Source organism: Veillonella sp. KGMB01456, from assembly GCF_023051165.1.
Classification (GTDB): domain Bacteria; phylum Bacillota; class Negativicutes; order Veillonellales; family Veillonellaceae; genus Veillonella_A.
This window is the reverse complement of the sequence record NZ_JALKIG010000012.1, coordinates 38,457-54,818: the sequence shown is the minus strand read 5'-3', so window position 1 is coordinate 54,818 and position 16,362 is coordinate 38,457. Positions and strand designations below refer to the sequence as shown.

Sequence of the window (16,362 nt, the reverse complement as noted above, 5' to 3'; positions counted from 1 at the left end):
AGTATCTATCTAGGTTTACAGCACTTTTTACACACACTTTTTGTCCTATAACTCATCAAATATCGCGCAGCCCCAAAAATAAGCCCCAAAAGCAAAAAAGCAGCCATGCGAACAATTTTACACTTTAGTAAAATCGGCATGGCTGCTTTATTTTTATGGTGATCCAGGAGAGATTCGAACTCCCGACCCACGGCTTAGAAGGCCGTTGCTCTATCCAACTGAGCTACTGGACCATATTTAATTTAGTTGTGACAATCAGAAGCTCTCCAAAAATCACTGTATACTATTATACACCAAAGTTTGAGAAAAAATCAATTCTCATCACTAAGTTCTTTACATAGTTTACACGATTTACTCTATGCATATCAACTACATTATTTTATACTTTTTTATTTTTAAACAGCTTGCAGACTGACAACAGTCAACAGAGTGCCTGTTCACAAAAAAATCCGCAATCACTCATCGAATGATTGCGGTAAAAGTCGTTTATGGAGCGGGTGAAGGGAATCGAACCCTCGCGACCAGCTTGGAAGGCTGGGGCTCTACCATTGAGCTACACCCGCATAAAAAAATGGTCGGGGCAGCAGGATTCGAACCTGCGACCCCCTGGTCCCAAGCCAGGTGCGCTACCAAACTGCGCTATGCCCCGATATAAAGAATAGTATTCTTTTCGCCGTTGTTTATTGCTTCGTTCTCAACAACAAAGATATTGTATCATACCACGCAAATCAGCGCAAGTACTTTTTTATAAATTTTTTACAAATTTTGCAAAAAACTTTACAACATTATAAATCATCAAGAATCGTACGTATTCTTTATATAATATGCCGATTATCTTAGCATTATATTTTATCTTTAAGCCACGCCTGCGTAATCATCCCCATCCCCATAGCGAGTGCAATCGGGAATAATAGTTCCACTGAAAACCGCGATAATTCCAGCATAAATACAGAGGAAGTAAGCGGCATTTTTTGCGCGAGACCCAAGAACACTACTGCCCCCAAAAAGGCACTGAGTCCAATTGAAATAGGCCCGATAGCGAAGTTCCACGCAATGGCTACAACGAGGGCCAAAGTACTCCCCAGCATCATGGATGGTGTAATTTTACCACCATAAGCGCCGGCGCCCATAGCGAGTAGGACAGCAGCCCATTTAGCGGCAAAGAGTCCTAAGCCATATTCCCAAGGTACTAAATGAGCAAAGGTAAGCTGATTTCCAGGTTTACCGTTACCCAAAATGGCCGGGAAATATACAGCCATAAGGCCTACGAGGCCAAAGGCAATCACCGATAATAAAATCATCTTAGGACTTTTACGATCAAACTTAGGTAAATAAGCTTGCGATTTATCAAAAAACACTACAGCCACGCCGATAATAATCCCGATAAGTACGGCAAATTCGGCAAAATTTCCAATCATAACCGGTTGTGGCATATCGTACTGAACCGTATCACCAAGCCCTAAACGAACCACAAATGTGGCAATACCACAGGCGATAAAAGCGGAGCTCAACGCTCTCACGTTCCAGGTTAACAGCAGTGTTTCCAAAACGAAAATCGTGGCCGATACCGGCGAGTTATACACGGCCGCTAAACCGGCACCGGATGCACAAGCAATGAGAAGGGATCGATTTTCATTCGTTAGTTTCACATAGCGCATCACCCAAGTAATTAGCGCCGAAGTTGCTTCGCGCGGTGCCACTTCTCGACCGAGCGGAGAACCCATAGCCACGGTTATAATTTGCAAAGTAGAGTGGATCAAAGTAGTTACCGGCGGCATTTCTTTCGTCACATCTTTTACTGCGTCTTTAACTTCAACAAGTTTGCCGCCATAGCGGTGAATCAGCACCCAGCCAATACCGCCCACAAGACCACAAGCCAGCAACGCCCAAACACGACGTTCGCCGCTCGCCTGCGCTACGCCAACACCAAAGCTCAAATCATTGTAACCAAAGGTAAAATGCTGAATCACATGCAATAAATTGGTAAATACTATACCTACGATACCGGCAAAAATGCCGACTAATACAACCAGGCCAAATACTTTACGCTCTAACACACCAAACTCCTACACCTGTATTACTCTATTTATTCCAAAATTATAAACATATCCCTATTATAACACTTCACTCTGTGTTTTCGACATTCCGTACAGTTTATTTACATCTCTTAAAACGTCTTTACAAACCAATTACTAAACAAGTACTTCATAACCAGCTATTTACAATTCATCTCAATCAATGCATTAACCACAGTTACTTGCGAAATGTGTTCGCCTTTTTCATTAGTCAACTTTATTTCCCACACATGACTGCGTTTACCGCCATGTAATAAGATTCCCTGCGCCAACAATTTGCCCTGAGGCTTCGTTGCTTTTAAATGGTGAGCTGTAACAGTCTGTCCTACGCCCACATAGGCACCTTCACCCATAAGATTACTGGCCATGCCCGCGATAGCTTCGCAATACGCAAGCGTTGCGCCACCGTTTAAAAAGCCAAACGGCTGGGCATGAAATTCACCCATGGTCATAGTACTTTCAAAGCCTGTATCCGTTAAATTTACATAATCTATATTTAATTGATCAACTAAAGTCATAGTGCACTCCCTTCCGATTGCTATAAATCTTACACCTCATCATTTTGAAGGCTCAATTTTTAACCATGATCTATTTTATCTATCTTCTATGTCGTCTAGCCCCAGCTCTATTCAAACACAGTCCTGTCCAAGGTATATTCTCGCAGAGCCGCATCATTTATATCCGTTCCCAGACCGGCTTTGAAATCCACGGCTAACTTTCCCTGTAAAAACTCAATAGGCGTGGTAATAATGTCCTTTTCAAAATAACGGCTCATATCCGATAAATCGCCGGCCATCCACGTATCTGCCAAGGTAGCCAGCTGTACATGCATGTATTTTGAAACACCGCTTTCCACCATGCTGCCAATCCAAAAACCAATCTTATGTTGACGACAATAACTTAAGCAGTCCAAAGTTTCGCGGAGCCCACCAAGGCGTCCTACTTTAATATTCAATAAATCGAGCCAGCCTGTTTGATGCATGGCTTTTAATTCTGCTAAGGATTGTACACTTTCGTCAAAACAAAGTGGCGTTTGAATCGTCTGTCGTAATTCTTGAGGCAGTGAACCATAAACTTCAGCACTTTTATAGTTTCCTGCTGCATCCTTCACCACAAACGGTTCTTCCAAGGACCGCAGATTATACTCATTTAAAGCAATAATCTCATCAGCCTTGTCCGGCGCAAAACTGCAGTTCGCATCCCCGGCCAAGATAATATCTGGATAAGCCTTGCGTACGGCTGCCACACGGTCCACCGCATCACCGGGCTTGAGTTTTAACTTGATACGTCGGCAACCGTTGTCTACGTGTTTTTCCACAGCCTTTAAAAGCTCCGGAATCGGCATATCGCCCAAAACAACGCCGGATTCAATGGTTTTACATTTTTTACCGGGTACTAAAGTATCGATAGTTGCTAACCCTTGTTCACCATAATAAGCATGGAGGATGGCATTTTCAAGCCCCGCCCAAGCCATAGGATAACACATGCGCAATTTTTTGCCCGTCGCCCTAGGAGAATCGGCACCCTCATTAGCATAGTCAGCATTCGCATTCGGCTCAACCGACACATCCTGTAACGAATCCACCATTTCATACATGGCCCACGGCCCTACCATAGTTTTGCCTACAAAAAACGGCAGCCACGCCGTCAACAGTATCTCTTTACTCTTGGTCAACGTTTCTGCCGTATAAAAAGGCTCCGTAAACGCCACCACTTCGCCATAGCCGGTATAGCCTGACGATATGGTGACGCCTACGATAAGACTTTCTCGATGTGATAAGGTGCTTTGGGACGTACGAAAGGTAAAGCGCATCGGTAAACCAATGTGCCATAAGGTGATTTTTGAGATTGTCATCTGATGAGTCATCGTTCGTCCCTCGCCTTAAAACAATATTAATATCATCGACGCCACATAGCCTTATTTCAAATGTTGGCATCGCCCTCACATAGCGATTACCTTCGCAGCAATCTGCCATGCCGATCATTCTATTTTACATATCCGCCGCTTCGTCAATCAGCGTGCGACGCATGATTTTGCCAGAGTTATTACGTGGTAATTTTGCCAAACGGCAAATCGCCTTTGGTTGTTTGTAGCGGCCCAAGTTTTCACTCAAGTGCTCTTTAACCGCTTTTACACTGGCCTCGCCGGCATAGTAGAGAATCGGTACCTGTCCCCACCGTTCATCCGCTTTAGGGACTACGGCACATTCCGTCACGCCCGGCAAGCGATAGAGGCAATCTTCCAATTCTTTCGGATAAATGTTTTCACCACCGGAGATAATAATATCCTGGCGGCGATTCACAATATATAAATAGCCGTCTTCATCCAAATAGCCCATATCGTCCGTATTGAAAAAGCCAACAATCGGCGGCTTACCGAGGTAGCCTGTCATGAGCATAGGCGACTGAAGCCAAATTTCCCCGATACCCGTTTCATCGGGATTACGCACTTCAATAACAACACCCGGTAATGGCTTACCTACAGCCTGTCGCTTATCCGGATGAGCCAATACATTCACCGTCGCACTTTGAGCAAAGGTTTCCGTCATGCCGTAGGTCTTAAAAATCGGCATGGCTTTGGCTAAACAGTTTTCCACCAACGCATCGGGGATGAACTCACCACCGAGCAGCACCACCCGCAAGGCGTGGTTATCAATACGATCGATGATGCGCTGCAATACGGTGGGCACCAACGATACCATGGTAAGTTTACCGGACGTAATGCCGGCAATGACTTTGGCTTCGTCAAAAGACGACATAATCGTAGCCGCCGTGCCGTTATATAAGGTCCGCAAAATAATAGACAAGCCCGACACGTGGAACATAGGTAGTACGGTAAGCCAATTATCGTTCGGCGAAACGCCCAGCACCTTGGCCGACGCTTTCACATGGGCTTCAATCTGCCCCCAGCGAAGGGGTACGGATTTTACCGAACCGGTTGTAGCACTGGTGTTCATAATGGCCGCTATAGCCTGATCCATCAGTGGCGGCACCAAGAGACCTTCAAAGCATTGCACAAGTCTTGTGCGGGATGTTTCATCCATAGGCGGCAAGGCACCCCAGGTACGCCAAGCTACTTCGTTGACCGCACTGTGATGGGGTCGGCAAAAACGACCGTTACAGGTTGCTTCCACCCGTTCCTGCACCGTGGGTGACGCAAAGATTAAATGAACGCCCAAGTCGAGGGCTTGCTGTTCCTGCTCCTGTACAGTGAGGTGTGGATTTACTAAAAATACTTCTTTCCCTAAGGACCATAACGCGAAGAGCATCACCGCCATGTCCACCGAGTTTTCACTGCAAAGACCGATGCGGTTCTCACCGAGCACTACGGCCGACAAAAAGCCGGCCTGCAGTACGGTGCGCTCATATATCGTTTTATAAGTATAGCCATCAAGAAAGGGCTGATTGGGAGTTGCTTGCGCCCGCTCTCGTAACCATCGCATAATTAAAACGTCCTCCTATCAAGGGAATTTAGGGAATTGTTTGAAATTAGGTTTACGTTTTTCTTTGAACGCGTCGCGACCTTCTTTCGCTTCGTCGGTGGTGTAGAACATGAGAGTTGCGTCGCCACCGAACTGTTGTAAACCGGCAAGACCGTCGGTATCAGCGTTGAAGGATGCTTTTAAGAAGCGAAGGGCCATTGGGGATAATTGAAGGATTTCTTCACACCATTTAACGGTTTCTTCTTCCAATTGGTCAAATGGCACTACCGTATTAACAAGACCCATGTCGAGGGCTTCCTGCGCGGTGTATTGGCGGCACAAGAACCAGATTTCACGGGCTTTTTTATGACCGACCAAACGAGCGAGGTAGCCTGCACCGTAACCGGCATCGAAGGAGCCTACGCGCGGACCGGTCTGGCCGAATTTAGCGTTTTCAGAAGCAATGGACAAGTCACAAACGATGTGAAGTACATGACCGCCGCCGATAGCATAGCCGTTAACCATGGCAATAACCGGTTTTGGCGTGATGCGGATTAAGTGCTGCAAATCGAGCACGTTAAGGCGTGGAATGCGGTCTTCACCTACATAACCGCCGTTACCGCGCACACTCTGGTCACCGCCGGAGCAGAATGCTTCTTTATTCACATCGCCGCCGTGGTTGGCACCGGTTAAAATAATTACGCCCACTTCGGTGTCATCACGGGCAATGGTAAACGCGTCAATGAGTTCCACCACTGTTTTAGGACGGAACGCATTGCGGATTTCAGGACGATTAATAGTGATTTTGGCAATGCCGTTATAGGTTTCATAAATTACATCTTCATAACCGCGATCCAATACTTGCCAATCAAACTTGCTCATAATAGCCTCCTTTTTAAACCTCTGCCGACCGTATTTCAGTTGCAATCGGCAATGCTAGCTACATTAATATACATCTAAAAAGCACTTAAAGTCTTCATAGTTAACAACTAAAACACATAAAGTATTCATAGTTAACAGCTAAAACACATAAAGTATTCATAGTTAACAGCTAATCAACTGATGTTTTTGTCATTATAATCTGACAAAAACAGGTTTACTATATCATTAAATTCATCGGGCATTTCGGTGTGCACATTGTGCCCCGCCTCAGGGACCGACACATGGGCCGAGTTTTCACAAAACCCGAAAATAGTCTTCCCTATGTCATCATACTTTGTATCAAGCGCCCCCGATACGTAAAGGATTTCCATTTCCAAATCGGCAATTTTATTCCCTACGTAGGGCGTCATGCCCTGACCGGTGCCGCGTAAAGTATGGGCGAGCACCTCCGGTGTGTTACTGAGACGACGCTCTTTGATGGTGTGCTGCACCGCCGGTGATAGTTTTTGCTGAGTCGCAAAAATAGGCAGTTTTGACCACATTTCTTCAAACCATTCAATGGAGTGGGTCTCAATTTTGTGGGCCAACACTTCGTCGGCAGCCGCCCGTTCCTGCCGCTCATTAATATCTTCAATGCCCGCTGAAGCGGATTCCAATACGAGGAACATTAACCGCGACGGTTCATACATAGCCGCATACTGCAAGGCCATGCGACCGCCCATGGAGTACCCCATAATACCGTATGGTTCTTCACCTACCAAGGTGTGAATCAAGGTATATAAATGGCGCAGCACCGTATCAAACTGATACAGCACCGGATTGTGCGACCGGTCCGATACGCCGTGGCCCAAAAAATCCACACAATAGAGGCGAAAACCGGGGAGATTCAATTTATCCCACGTGTCACCGGCTTCGCCGAAGCCGTGGAGACAAATGAGGGGCATGCCCTCACCCCGCAGGGCCACGTGATAAGACACGTTGTCAATACTTATATATACATCATCGGCCGCTTCCAACACAGCCGTAATCTCTTCTCGATCACCTTGATCGTACATTGATGTTTCATCAAGACTGTCAAAGTCATTTTTCATACACAGTTACCGTATACTTTCTGTGAAGTTCACGACTCACTTCACGATTTGTTTTTACTTCCAATACATGGATACCGCCCGCTTTCATGGCGCGCACTACATTGTCTTCAAAGTCTTCATAGCTCGTCACCGCCTGATAGTGAATGCCCATCAAATCAGCTAGGGCACTGTAGTTCAGGCCTTGCGGCGTTCCAAATAAATATTCGAAATTGTCGATGCCTTTTTGCGGTAAATATTCAAAAATACCGCCCCCATCGTTATTAAACAATACAATTACTAAGTTCAGGCCTTCATTTTTGCCCATCACAAGACCGTTCAGGTCATGGAAGAAGGATAAATCGCCCGTCACGAGTAAAGTCTGCTCACCTAAAGCGGCCGCAATCCCCAACGCTGTCGATTCGGTGCCGTCGATACCGTTGATACCGCGGTTTCCGAACACGCGCGTATTCGGTTTACCTTGGCGCCAAAAATAGTCAAAATCGCGAATCGGCATGCTGTTGGCCACCACCACATTCACCGTCTGTGGGGCCCCGTGTTTGATGAAGGTTCGCTCATCGAGACCATCGTTCAAGAGGGCCACGAACTTGCCCTCAAAGAGAGTTTTCTCTTCCCTTACGCGGGCCATGGAAAGACTCGTTCTATATTGTGCTTTCAGCCAACTTTTCGTATAGGCATTGTCGCTTAATTTCTTATGAAGATTTTCCTTGGCTTTTAAAAAGGTCCTCAACTCGCCTTTGGTGGTTAAGAGATTATCAATCATCTCCGGCGCCCATAAGGTATAAATCAACTGTTTTGCCACATCCAAGGCAAAAGCAATGGGGTCGCATTGAATAACACGGTTCGTCGTTACCGTGCCGTTGCGATACCCGGCCCCCGCATCAATCTGATAACAAACAGCTGCGGAATGCTTTTTGATGAATTGTTGCAATCGTTTTGAAACCGGCATTTGACCCATCATCAAGATGTACTCCGGTGCCAACTCACTTTGCCATTCCTCATTACTCAAAAACGCATCATACTTGTCAATGATGAGCGGATGATTCAAAGCTCTAACCGGCGATAGGGGATCAGCCAGTACGGGCGCTTCCAAAGCTTCACCTAAGGCTAGCATGGCCGTGCCATAGGCATTGTTGATTACGTTTTTAGGATTATCGTAAAAACCGGGCCGTATTTCTACGCCCTGGCAAAATTCAAAGCCATTGCCGTAACCATTAGCTCGGTAGTACTCATCATCACCGTCGCGTCCCGTAGCGGGGCCGCACAAAATAATGCCTTTACGACCTTTAAGTTCTTCAATCAGAGGCTTTAAGGCATTTTCACTGAGACGCATAATACCCGATTGAGTTACAAAGCGCTTAGCTCCGCTCAACCGGCCTTTAGCAAACTGCTCGGCGCTCGTATCCGGCACCAAAGGCTCACGAAGGGGTACGTTAATATGTACCGGCCCCGGTACCACATCCATGGCTTTCATATAGGCCCTTTGGATTACCTGACGCGCATACAGGGACGACTCAAGAGCGCCGCTGCCGGCAATATCGGGACTGAGGGTTTCAAAATGATGCACGAAAGAACCGAAGAGTTTTACTTGGTCCATCGTTTGCGGTGCCCCTACAAACTGAGCTTCCGGCGGACGGTCCGCAGTGAGCACGATTAAAGGCACTCGGCTGTGAAACGCTTCAATAACGGCCGGAAAATAATGAGCGCCTGCCGATCCGGAGGTGCATACCAAAGCCACCGGTGTATGCAAACGTTTTGCCAAACCGAGGGCAAAAAAGCCTGCCGAACGTTCATCAATATTCATATATGTTTTGTAGCCGCCGTGAGCCATGAATGGTACGGCCATACTCGTCGAGCGAGATCCCCCGCTGAAAACCACATGGCGCACACCAAGTTCAAAAAGCTCATCCACTGCGGCTGCTATATATTCGTTCATCCTGCACCTCCATGAAAACAACGACCACTACACGTATCCTGCTTTTTTATTTTATCATAATCTTCGATATACGCCTATAACCGGCTGGTTCAAAGAGCCTATAACCGGCTGGTTCATAGGGCCTATAATCAGATGGTTCAAAAAGCCGTTAACCACAAAGGAACCTGTTAGCCACGAAGCTGTAGGTACCTAAGCCACTTACAAGGCCCGCATAATAGTTTGTAATTTAGTCATTGTTTCTTTGTATTCCGACTCGCAATCGGAATCAGCCACGACACCGCAACCCGCATAGGCATACAATGTCTTGCCATGAATCAGGGCCGAACGAATACCTACGATTAAGAGTCCGTCGCCCGCTTCACGGAAAAGTGGCGTATTCCCGCAAACCCAACCGATAGGTGCCGCATATAAGCCCCGTTCATACGGCTCATATTGCTGTAAAAGGGCCAACGCCGCTGCCCGCGGTTCACCGCCCATGGCCGGTGTCGGATGAAGGGCTTTAGCCATGGTCAAAATAGAGTGTTCCGTATCATGACCGTAGAGTAAGGTACGCAAATGATACAAATTCGGTAGTTCCATAATATGCGTATCTTTCACTTCTACCCTATCGCATAAATCACTCATGGTTGCTTTAATCATATCCACCACAATATTGTGTTCATAGCGGTTTTTAGCATCCGCCAAGAGACGCGCCCCTTGATCATGAATGTCATCTTTTTTCATCGTACCGGCTAAGGCATAGCTCATGAAGTCCTGACCGCGCTTACGCACCAATACTTCCGGCGATGCACCGAGGAATACGGCGTCACCCTTGTTATAGGCAAAAATAAACGCCCCTTGGTTCTGCGCCACTAAGCGACCGATAATCGAGGTACTGTCAAACGGTGTATCGCTTTCCAGCGTCACTTTACGGGAAGCCACTACTTTAGTCACTTCGCCCGACGCAATACCTTCTTGAATATGACCGAACAAGGTCTGCCAGGCTTCATAATCATCGGCTCCCGCTTCGCGATAGCTGTGTGCTACCGGCTTAATCGGTTCCGATTCAATAACCGGTGGCGCCGCAGCGGCGGTGACCCAATAGGCACGTCCTTCTTCCTGTACATAGTAATGGGTGAAAACAACCAATTCATTCCCCATGTTTTGCCATGCTTCATCGTTGACTGTTTCAAAAAAAGTCTGACCGTACCAAGCCCACGGATACTCCGGTAATTCCGCTTCCGTAATACTTTTAACACGGCCGGCCGCCACGATAACGCGATTAACCTGCGTATCATGCCAATAGACCCTTTCCTCGCCCTCAAAATGTTGCCAAACAGCTAAGGGTTCCCATATATCTGTTGGAAAGATTGTATATTTCATAAACTTCCTCATTCATAAATAACGTTAACATCTTATTATACCACTCTCACCAGTCAAAAGAAAATGTCTCTCATAATGCGGCTTACCACGATTTTCAACTGCTTCATATAACAAAATTAAACCGCTGCCATAAAATTAAGTCTGCAACATTGTATTTACAGAACAAAATAAAACCGCCTTTGCAGGCGGTTTTTACGTTTAACCCTAGGGCTATTCTGTTTTTACTGATGGGATACGTGCTCAATCCCCTGACTGAGAAGCATAACCACGTGTTCGTCATTAAGGCTGTAGTACACGGTTTTCCCTTCCTTACGAAATGCTACCAAGCGCGCTTGGCGCAACACTCGCAATTGGTGTGAAATAGCGGATTGCCCCATACCCATGGCTTCAGCAATATCCGTTACACACATTTCTTTATTCAATAATTGCTGCACAATGCGAATCCGCGTAGGATCTCCCAGCACTTTAAACAAATCAGCCAATTCTTGCACATCTACTTGTGCATGAGCAACATCCATACCTAACTCCTATTACACCATTTATATTCTCACGTTCTAATACTTATAGACTTCTATTTGCTAACGGTTACTTAAAGCTTTCAGAGCCTGTTTAATTATTATATAACGAAACAAGCAAATTTAACCAGTTTAATTTTGACCCGCCCCGTCAATGGCGGCCGTTGCTTCAGCAGTTGCCTGCGGTTCACCGATTTGATTGATTGGTGTGCGGCTGTCAATTTCCTGTTGTGCTTCACTCTCAGGGGTAGCCAATTCTAAAGGTATACCGCGCGAATATACGCCCGTAACGATACCGTGGCCGTCTTTGATTTTAAGCGTAGCCAATAAAGTTCCTTTATAGGTCGTGTAAAAATCGGGATTTACTTTATTTAAATCCAAGGTCACACGATTAAATAATAGTTTAAATTCTACATCCGTATTATCTACGCGAGTTACGCGCGCAAAAATATAATCGCCTGTAGTCGGCTTTTTATCGGACACGCCGGTTACTTCCAAGATGCCGTTCGGCTTAGCCGTTACCCACACATATACTTCCTGGTCATACACCGGCAAACGACCGCCCTGCCATGGTCCGCGACTGCCTAAAAATCTGACTTCCAAATAATCGGACGGAATCCAACCGGCTGTACGCGACAAGGACATGGGCCATTGATATTCACCGCCACCTTGCAACAATGAGGTGGACCGATGTTGAATAAAAAACGGCGATAGCAAAGTACAAATACCGACTACAATAAAGAGAATCCATTTTATATAAACTCTATTGCGCATCAGAGGATTCCCCCTTTCGTGCCGTCGTTTTATCAGAACTTACAGCGGCCGCCGATTCCTGCTCGCGAGCAGTATAGGCCATATTACCGTCTTCTTTAACAGTGGCAGATTTCGCTGCGTCTGCCCCCGTTCGATCATCGCTCGGCGCACTCGTATAATTACCGGCCGATTCGGTATGTTCACCGGTATCCGTCACTTCAATATGTTCATCATCACCCAAGGTTTGGCGACGACGTAAACGTCGATTGGCTCTGGCTACCGATGTATTCACCTGCGCCTGTTGCGATTGCTTACGCCACATGTAGAACAAGTTAACCGCAAAAATAGCTACGCCTGTTACCATAAAGGTAAAACCGCGTTCAACAAAGGAGAACGTAGGATCAAAGAAGCGCGCCGCAATCATAGCTAAGAAGGTAAAAATACAACCATTTACCAAACCTACACGTTTGGTTACCGTACCTTGCCACAAGAGGACAATGGCTAATAATACTACATATACATTAAATAGGATAGAACCGGTTAGCGGTGTCACACCCCAATGAACAGACAACATCAAAAGCCCTACTACAATAGGACAAAACGTGATTAAAAGATCCGTGCCCATTCGTTTTTGCCAAAGTGCATTTAAGCCGCCCGCAACCAAGATTAAGGCAACTATTCCTAAGCCGATACTGAGCCAATCAGCCGAAGCCGCCGCTTCTTCCTGCCAGGTACTGATAAATGTACCGTATACGACCACATACATGAGGCCGAGTACCCCGATACCGCGGAACGGCAAAGACCAGAGACCCTGTTCGCGGGACAAGCTGCCCAGTGCATAAGTGGCCGCCGATAAAGACGCTACAAAGAATAGACCGAGCGATAAGTTATACGACGTAATGGTAAAAAAGAACGCCCCGAAAATAGCCGCCACATAGGCCCATGAGAGCCACAACGTGGACAAATATGAGCGTGTGCGTTTACGTAACTGCTCCGCAAAGAACGGACTGCCCGCTGCCAGAAGAAGCCATAACCAAACAGGTTCACCCCACATGGTAACTTCCCGCGCCGATACGCTCCATAAAAGGCCAATTAAGAGATAGGCCATCATGGTGAAGCCGGATCCCAACAGATATATGACCGGCAAGGTGAGGAGCATTATGATGAGGGCATAAAAGCCCCAGCCTTCACCCGTATAATAGGTATCGCTCATGAGCACCGTCGAGATGGTAAGGGCCGCCACATAAAAAAGCCCTATGCCTTCCGCATAGATGCTCCCCCTAGGCGCTTTCCAAAGACCTAAGCCTAAAGCGATAACCGCCAAGAGCAAGAGCGCAATACACCAGTCCATACGACCGGCCGGTGAAAAGCTGTACCAATAACCGGCAAAGAGTAAAAATACACCTAAACTCGTTAACAACAGCCCTAATAATAACACCAATAACCTTCTGAGCGAAGGCCCCTGAGTGGTGTCTACGGTACCATAAAACACGCGCATCTGTGCCGCATGTTCTTTAGAAATCCAACCCTTTGCCTCCCACTCGGGCAGTTGTTCATGAAGCCAAACAATCCGTTGTTTATTCATAGTACCTCCATTCTAAAAAGAGGCTTTGCCCCTTGGCGAGCAAAGCCCCTCATATGTGACTATTTATTTGACAACGAGCACCGGGCAAGTAGAATGACTGGTTACATAGCTACTTACACTGCCCATAAATAAACCTTTCAAAGGTCCAAGGCCTCGGCTGCCCATTACGATTAAATCGGCATTAAACTTCTTAGCTACCGCTAATACAGCCGGGCCGGGAGATCCTACTTCAAATACATTTTTAACAGCAATATCAGCAGGTACATCTTTGGAAACGTCTTCCAAAATCTTTTTACCTGTTTCTTCCATGTCTTCCGCGATTTGTTCCGATACATAACCGCCACTGATAGGGGTCTGGTCAAAATTGGAAATAGCGGACACGATATTGGCTACGTGTACGATAACAAGCTGTGCTTCGTTACGTTCGCAAATCGAAACAGCATGCTGTAATGCACGTTTCGAGTTCTCGGAACCGTCAGCCGGTACAACTATCGTCTTGTATACTACTTTAGCGTTATTTTGTTCTTGCATATGAATCCCTCCCATTGGTGAATGATTCGATTCATTCACGATGACTTCTTCTATACTTAAGTATTCTCTACGGAGTTACAAAAGTCCTTTTTTATTTCAAAAAATTTTCAAAAAAAGTTTAGAATTTTTAAATTAATGCGGAGATACTCATAATATCACCGTATGCGAACCTAAACAGAAGCTCTTGCACACGCTTACAGTATAACCGTACCGCCACTCAAAAGGCCTTTGTGCTGAATGCGAACACCTTCGACCATTTTCATCAAGTCTTCGTCGGTAAACTGACCGTTATCCGGCGCCATAACGCGAGCCACAACGGCTTGACCGGAGTCGGTAAGGGTGATGAAAGAAGCAAACTTAATGGCTACCCCTTCACCACGTTGTAAGCTGCCTACGATTAAGGAGCCCGTATTATGGTTATCAATCAAAGTTTTATAACCTTCAATCGTAGCGCCATAATTGGTGACTAATTCATTTACATAGAAATCGGCAATTTCCTGACGAGCCGTCATAGTCGGATAGCTGGCTCGGGAATCGATGGATACGGTTTTATCCATCGGGAATAGGCCCACTTCGATGCGATAGAAATCTTTGGTTAAAACGGCACCGTTTCTATTTTGTGTTACCACTTTAAAGCCGCTTGGTTTAATATAACTGATTTCATCGGTTAATACCAAGTTGCCCGTATTGCGATATTTTTCTTTCATAAGTTTAAACGAAGGCACGACATTCTTTACAACACCCTGCATCATATAATCATTGTATTTGCTAGGATACATCATGGTCATGGTATATCGCTGCGTAGGGTCCGCCGCCATGATAAATTCAGCATCAAAGAAAGTAGAACCGGTTTCGCCAGCATCACTGCGCACGAAGGAGTCCCAACGAGCCGTCGTAGCCCCTTTGAAATCGAATAAATCGCCGTCTAAGGTGTACCCGCTTAAGTCCTTGCGGTTTTCACGCCACAAAGCAAGGTAGCGTTCTTTCGTCATATTCGTAACAGATTCGTTATACCAAGTAGTGTTCCACTGTTGCAAACTCACATTGCCTTCCACAATATTGTCACGTTTGGTAAAAGAAACAAGGAATGGCTCGGAAATAGAGCTTTCCGCCAAGTTAAAGAAATAACCGCGTTCGGTGCTGCCGTCATCTTTAGCTTGTGATTCATAACGACCATTGGTGAGACGCCATGGCACGGTAAATGTATAACCGTCAGAGTAATCGCGAATTTCTGTGATCATCGTGGTAGCATACGATTGATACGCCGCCGGTAAATCGGATTCACTGTGAACCCCGCGAGCTTCAAAAGTCTGAGCTTCCGCCGTTGCTTTCGTCGTATCATAAGTCGGTAAACTCTTAGCATAGCCGGTGCCGACTACGCCCAACAGTGCCCCTACCGCTAAGGTAGCAATTCGCATTTGCCATCGTTGCTTCATTACATATGTCTCCTTTACTTATAGCATAGAATCTAAAAATGCCTTGGTACGTGGTGACTTTGGATTGGTAAAAACGTCTTCCGGTTTGCCTTCTTCCTGAATGATGCCGTCCGCCATGAAAATGATGCGATCCGCCACCTGACGGGCAAACGTCATTTCATGGGTTACGATAATCATCGTCATATGCTCTTCCGCCAATTGTTGAATCGTACGCAGTACTTCACCGGTCAATTCCGGATCAAGGGCCGACGTCGGTTCATCAAAAAGCATGATGCTCGGATTCATGGCCAATGCTCTGGCAATGGCCACACGCTGTTTCTGGCCGCCCGACAATTTGGACGGATATACATCCTTTTTCTCCCAGAGGCCTACTTTTTTAAGTAACGCTTCCGCCGTCGGAGCAATATCAGCGGCTTTCATGCCTTTTACCATTTGCGGGGCAATCAAAATATTATCCCAAACCGTCATGTGTGGGAATAAATTGAACTGCTGGAACACCATGCCCATTTTAAGCAAGAGTGCCTGCTGTGTCTTTTTATCAGTATACACGGCATTACCGTCCCCTTCAGTCTGTACCAAAGGTGTACCATCTACTACTATTGTACCACGGTCTATCACTTCCAGCTGACCTAAACAGCGTAAAAATGTAGATTTCCCCGAACCGGATGGTCCGATGATAGCCACAACCTCACCTTTATCCATAGCCAGGGATACTTTTTTTAGAACAGGTAGGCCGTCAAAGCTTTTTTCTATTTCTTTCATTTCAATAAAGCTCAT

General features: G+C 46.2%; 14 protein-coding genes and 3 tRNA genes. All 17 read right to left on the bottom strand.

The genetic code is table 11. The annotated features are described in order from the left end of the window. Nucleotides 1-156: 156 nt before the first annotated feature. The 17 genes from MXE28_RS05305 to MXE28_RS05225 all read right to left on the bottom strand — a co-directional run bounded on the left by MXE28_RS05305 (nt 157) and on the right by MXE28_RS05225 (nt 16,362). Nucleotides 157-233, bottom strand: a tRNA-Arg gene (locus MXE28_RS05305). Nucleotides 234-489: 256 nt separating this feature from the next. Next, nucleotides 490-563 (bottom strand) — tRNA-Gly (locus tag MXE28_RS05300). A 9-nt stretch (nt 564-572) separates the two neighbouring features. After that, a tRNA-Pro gene (locus MXE28_RS05295) sits at nt 573-649 on the bottom strand. A gap of 193 nt (nt 650-842) precedes the next feature. Continuing rightward, complete coding sequence (locus MXE28_RS05290; RefSeq protein ID WP_247239909.1) at nt 843-2,057, bottom strand: chloride channel protein; 1,215 nt, start codon at nt 2,055-2,057, stop codon at nt 843-845. 158 nt (nt 2,058-2,215) lie between these two features. After that, nucleotides 2,216-2,593 carry a PaaI family thioesterase gene (locus tag MXE28_RS05285; protein WP_021841571.1) on the bottom strand — a complete coding sequence of 126 codons (378 nt, stop codon included), beginning with the start codon at nt 2,591-2,593 and terminating at the stop codon, nt 2,216-2,218. A gap of 107 nt (nt 2,594-2,700) precedes the next feature. Next, nucleotides 2,701-3,930 (bottom strand): o-succinylbenzoate synthase, encoded by a 1,230-nt coding sequence (gene menC / locus MXE28_RS05280; RefSeq protein ID WP_247239908.1) that lies wholly within the window; start codon nt 3,928-3,930, stop codon nt 2,701-2,703. Nucleotides 3,931-4,066: 136 nt separating this feature from the next. Then, nucleotides 4,067-5,518 carry an o-succinylbenzoate--CoA ligase gene (menE, locus tag MXE28_RS05275; protein ID WP_247239907.1) on the bottom strand — a complete coding sequence of 484 codons (1,452 nt, stop codon included), beginning with the start codon at nt 5,516-5,518 and terminating at the stop codon, nt 4,067-4,069. Nucleotides 5,519-5,536: 18 nt separating this feature from the next. Then, on the bottom strand, nt 5,537-6,379 hold the full coding sequence (menB, locus tag MXE28_RS05270; RefSeq protein WP_006556072.1) for a 1,4-dihydroxy-2-naphthoyl-CoA synthase: 843 nt from the start codon (nt 6,377-6,379) through the stop codon (nt 5,537-5,539). A gap of 173 nt (nt 6,380-6,552) precedes the next feature. Beyond that, nucleotides 6,553-7,470 (bottom strand): 2-succinyl-6-hydroxy-2,4-cyclohexadiene-1-carboxylate synthase, encoded by a 918-nt coding sequence (gene menH, locus MXE28_RS05265; RefSeq protein ID WP_156703885.1) that lies wholly within the window; start codon nt 7,468-7,470, stop codon nt 6,553-6,555. Beyond that, entirely contained in the window at nt 7,460-9,403 is a 1,944-nt protein-coding gene (gene menD / locus MXE28_RS05260) for a 2-succinyl-5-enolpyruvyl-6-hydroxy-3-cyclohexene-1-carboxylic-acid synthase (protein WP_021841574.1), read from the bottom strand. Before menD ends, menH begins: the two co-directional genes overlap by 11 nt. 198 nt (nt 9,404-9,601) lie before the next feature. After that, nucleotides 9,602-10,765, bottom strand: coding sequence for an isochorismate synthase (locus MXE28_RS05255; protein ID WP_226974236.1), 1,164 nt, complete (start codon nt 10,763-10,765; stop codon nt 9,602-9,604). 221 nt (nt 10,766-10,986) lie between these two features. Beyond that, entirely contained in the window at nt 10,987-11,283 is a 297-nt protein-coding gene (locus tag MXE28_RS05250; protein WP_021841576.1) for a metalloregulator ArsR/SmtB family transcription factor, read from the bottom strand. Between the two features lie 129 nt (nt 11,284-11,412). Next, nucleotides 11,413-12,054, bottom strand: a complete 642-nt coding sequence (locus MXE28_RS05245) for a hypothetical protein (protein WP_247239906.1) — start codon at nt 12,052-12,054, stop codon at nt 11,413-11,415. After that, complete coding sequence (locus tag MXE28_RS05240; protein ID WP_156703889.1) at nt 12,044-13,618, bottom strand: DUF2157 domain-containing protein; 1,575 nt, start codon at nt 13,616-13,618, stop codon at nt 12,044-12,046. Before MXE28_RS05240 ends, MXE28_RS05245 begins: the two co-directional genes overlap by 11 nt. A gap of 63 nt (nt 13,619-13,681) precedes the next feature. After that, on the bottom strand, nt 13,682-14,149 hold the full coding sequence (locus MXE28_RS05235) for a universal stress protein (RefSeq protein ID WP_021841579.1): 468 nt from the start codon (nt 14,147-14,149) through the stop codon (nt 13,682-13,684). A gap of 194 nt (nt 14,150-14,343) precedes the next feature. Then, nucleotides 14,344-15,585, bottom strand: coding sequence for a hypothetical protein (locus MXE28_RS05230; RefSeq protein ID WP_247239905.1), 1,242 nt, complete (start codon nt 15,583-15,585; stop codon nt 14,344-14,346). An 18-nt stretch (nt 15,586-15,603) separates the two neighbouring features. Then, a complete protein-coding gene (locus tag MXE28_RS05225; RefSeq protein ID WP_247239904.1) occupies nt 15,604-16,362 on the bottom strand; it encodes an amino acid ABC transporter ATP-binding protein in 759 nt (252 codons plus the stop codon).

Excerpts from the sequence above, each read along its gene's own strand:
- MXE28_RS05285 (WP_021841571.1), bottom strand. The coding sequence starts at position 2,593 with ATGACTTTAGTTGATCAATTAAATATAGATTATGTAAATTTAACGGAT.
- menC (WP_247239908.1), bottom strand. The coding sequence starts at position 3,930 with ATGACAATCTCAAAAATCACCTTATGGCACATTGGTTTACCGATGCGC.
- menE (WP_247239907.1), bottom strand. The coding sequence starts at position 5,518 with ATGCGATGGTTACGAGAGCGGGCGCAAGCAACTCCCAATCAGCCCTTT.
- menB (WP_006556072.1), bottom strand. The coding sequence starts at position 6,379 with ATGAGCAAGTTTGATTGGCAAGTATTGGATCGCGGTTATGAAGATGTA.
- menH (WP_156703885.1), bottom strand. The coding sequence starts at position 7,470 with ATGAAAAATGACTTTGACAGTCTTGATGAAACATCAATGTACGATCAA.
- menD (WP_021841574.1), bottom strand. The coding sequence starts at position 9,403 with ATGAACGAATATATAGCAGCCGCAGTGGATGAGCTTTTTGAACTTGGT.
- MXE28_RS05255 (WP_226974236.1), bottom strand. The coding sequence starts at position 10,765 with ATGAAATATACAATCTTTCCAACAGATATATGGGAACCCTTAGCTGTT.
- MXE28_RS05250 (WP_021841576.1), bottom strand. The coding sequence starts at position 11,283 with ATGGATGTTGCTCATGCACAAGTAGATGTGCAAGAATTGGCTGATTTG.
- MXE28_RS05245 (WP_247239906.1), bottom strand. The coding sequence starts at position 12,054 with ATGCGCAATAGAGTTTATATAAAATGGATTCTCTTTATTGTAGTCGGT.
- MXE28_RS05240 (WP_156703889.1), bottom strand. The coding sequence starts at position 13,618 with ATGAATAAACAACGGATTGTTTGGCTTCATGAACAACTGCCCGAGTGG.
- MXE28_RS05235 (WP_021841579.1), bottom strand. The coding sequence starts at position 14,149 with ATGCAAGAACAAAATAACGCTAAAGTAGTATACAAGACGATAGTTGTA.
- MXE28_RS05230 (WP_247239905.1), bottom strand. The coding sequence starts at position 15,585 with ATGAAGCAACGATGGCAAATGCGAATTGCTACCTTAGCGGTAGGGGCA.
- MXE28_RS05225 (WP_247239904.1), bottom strand. The coding sequence starts at position 16,362 with ATGAGCTTTATTGAAATGAAAGAAATAGAAAAAAGCTTTGACGGCCTA.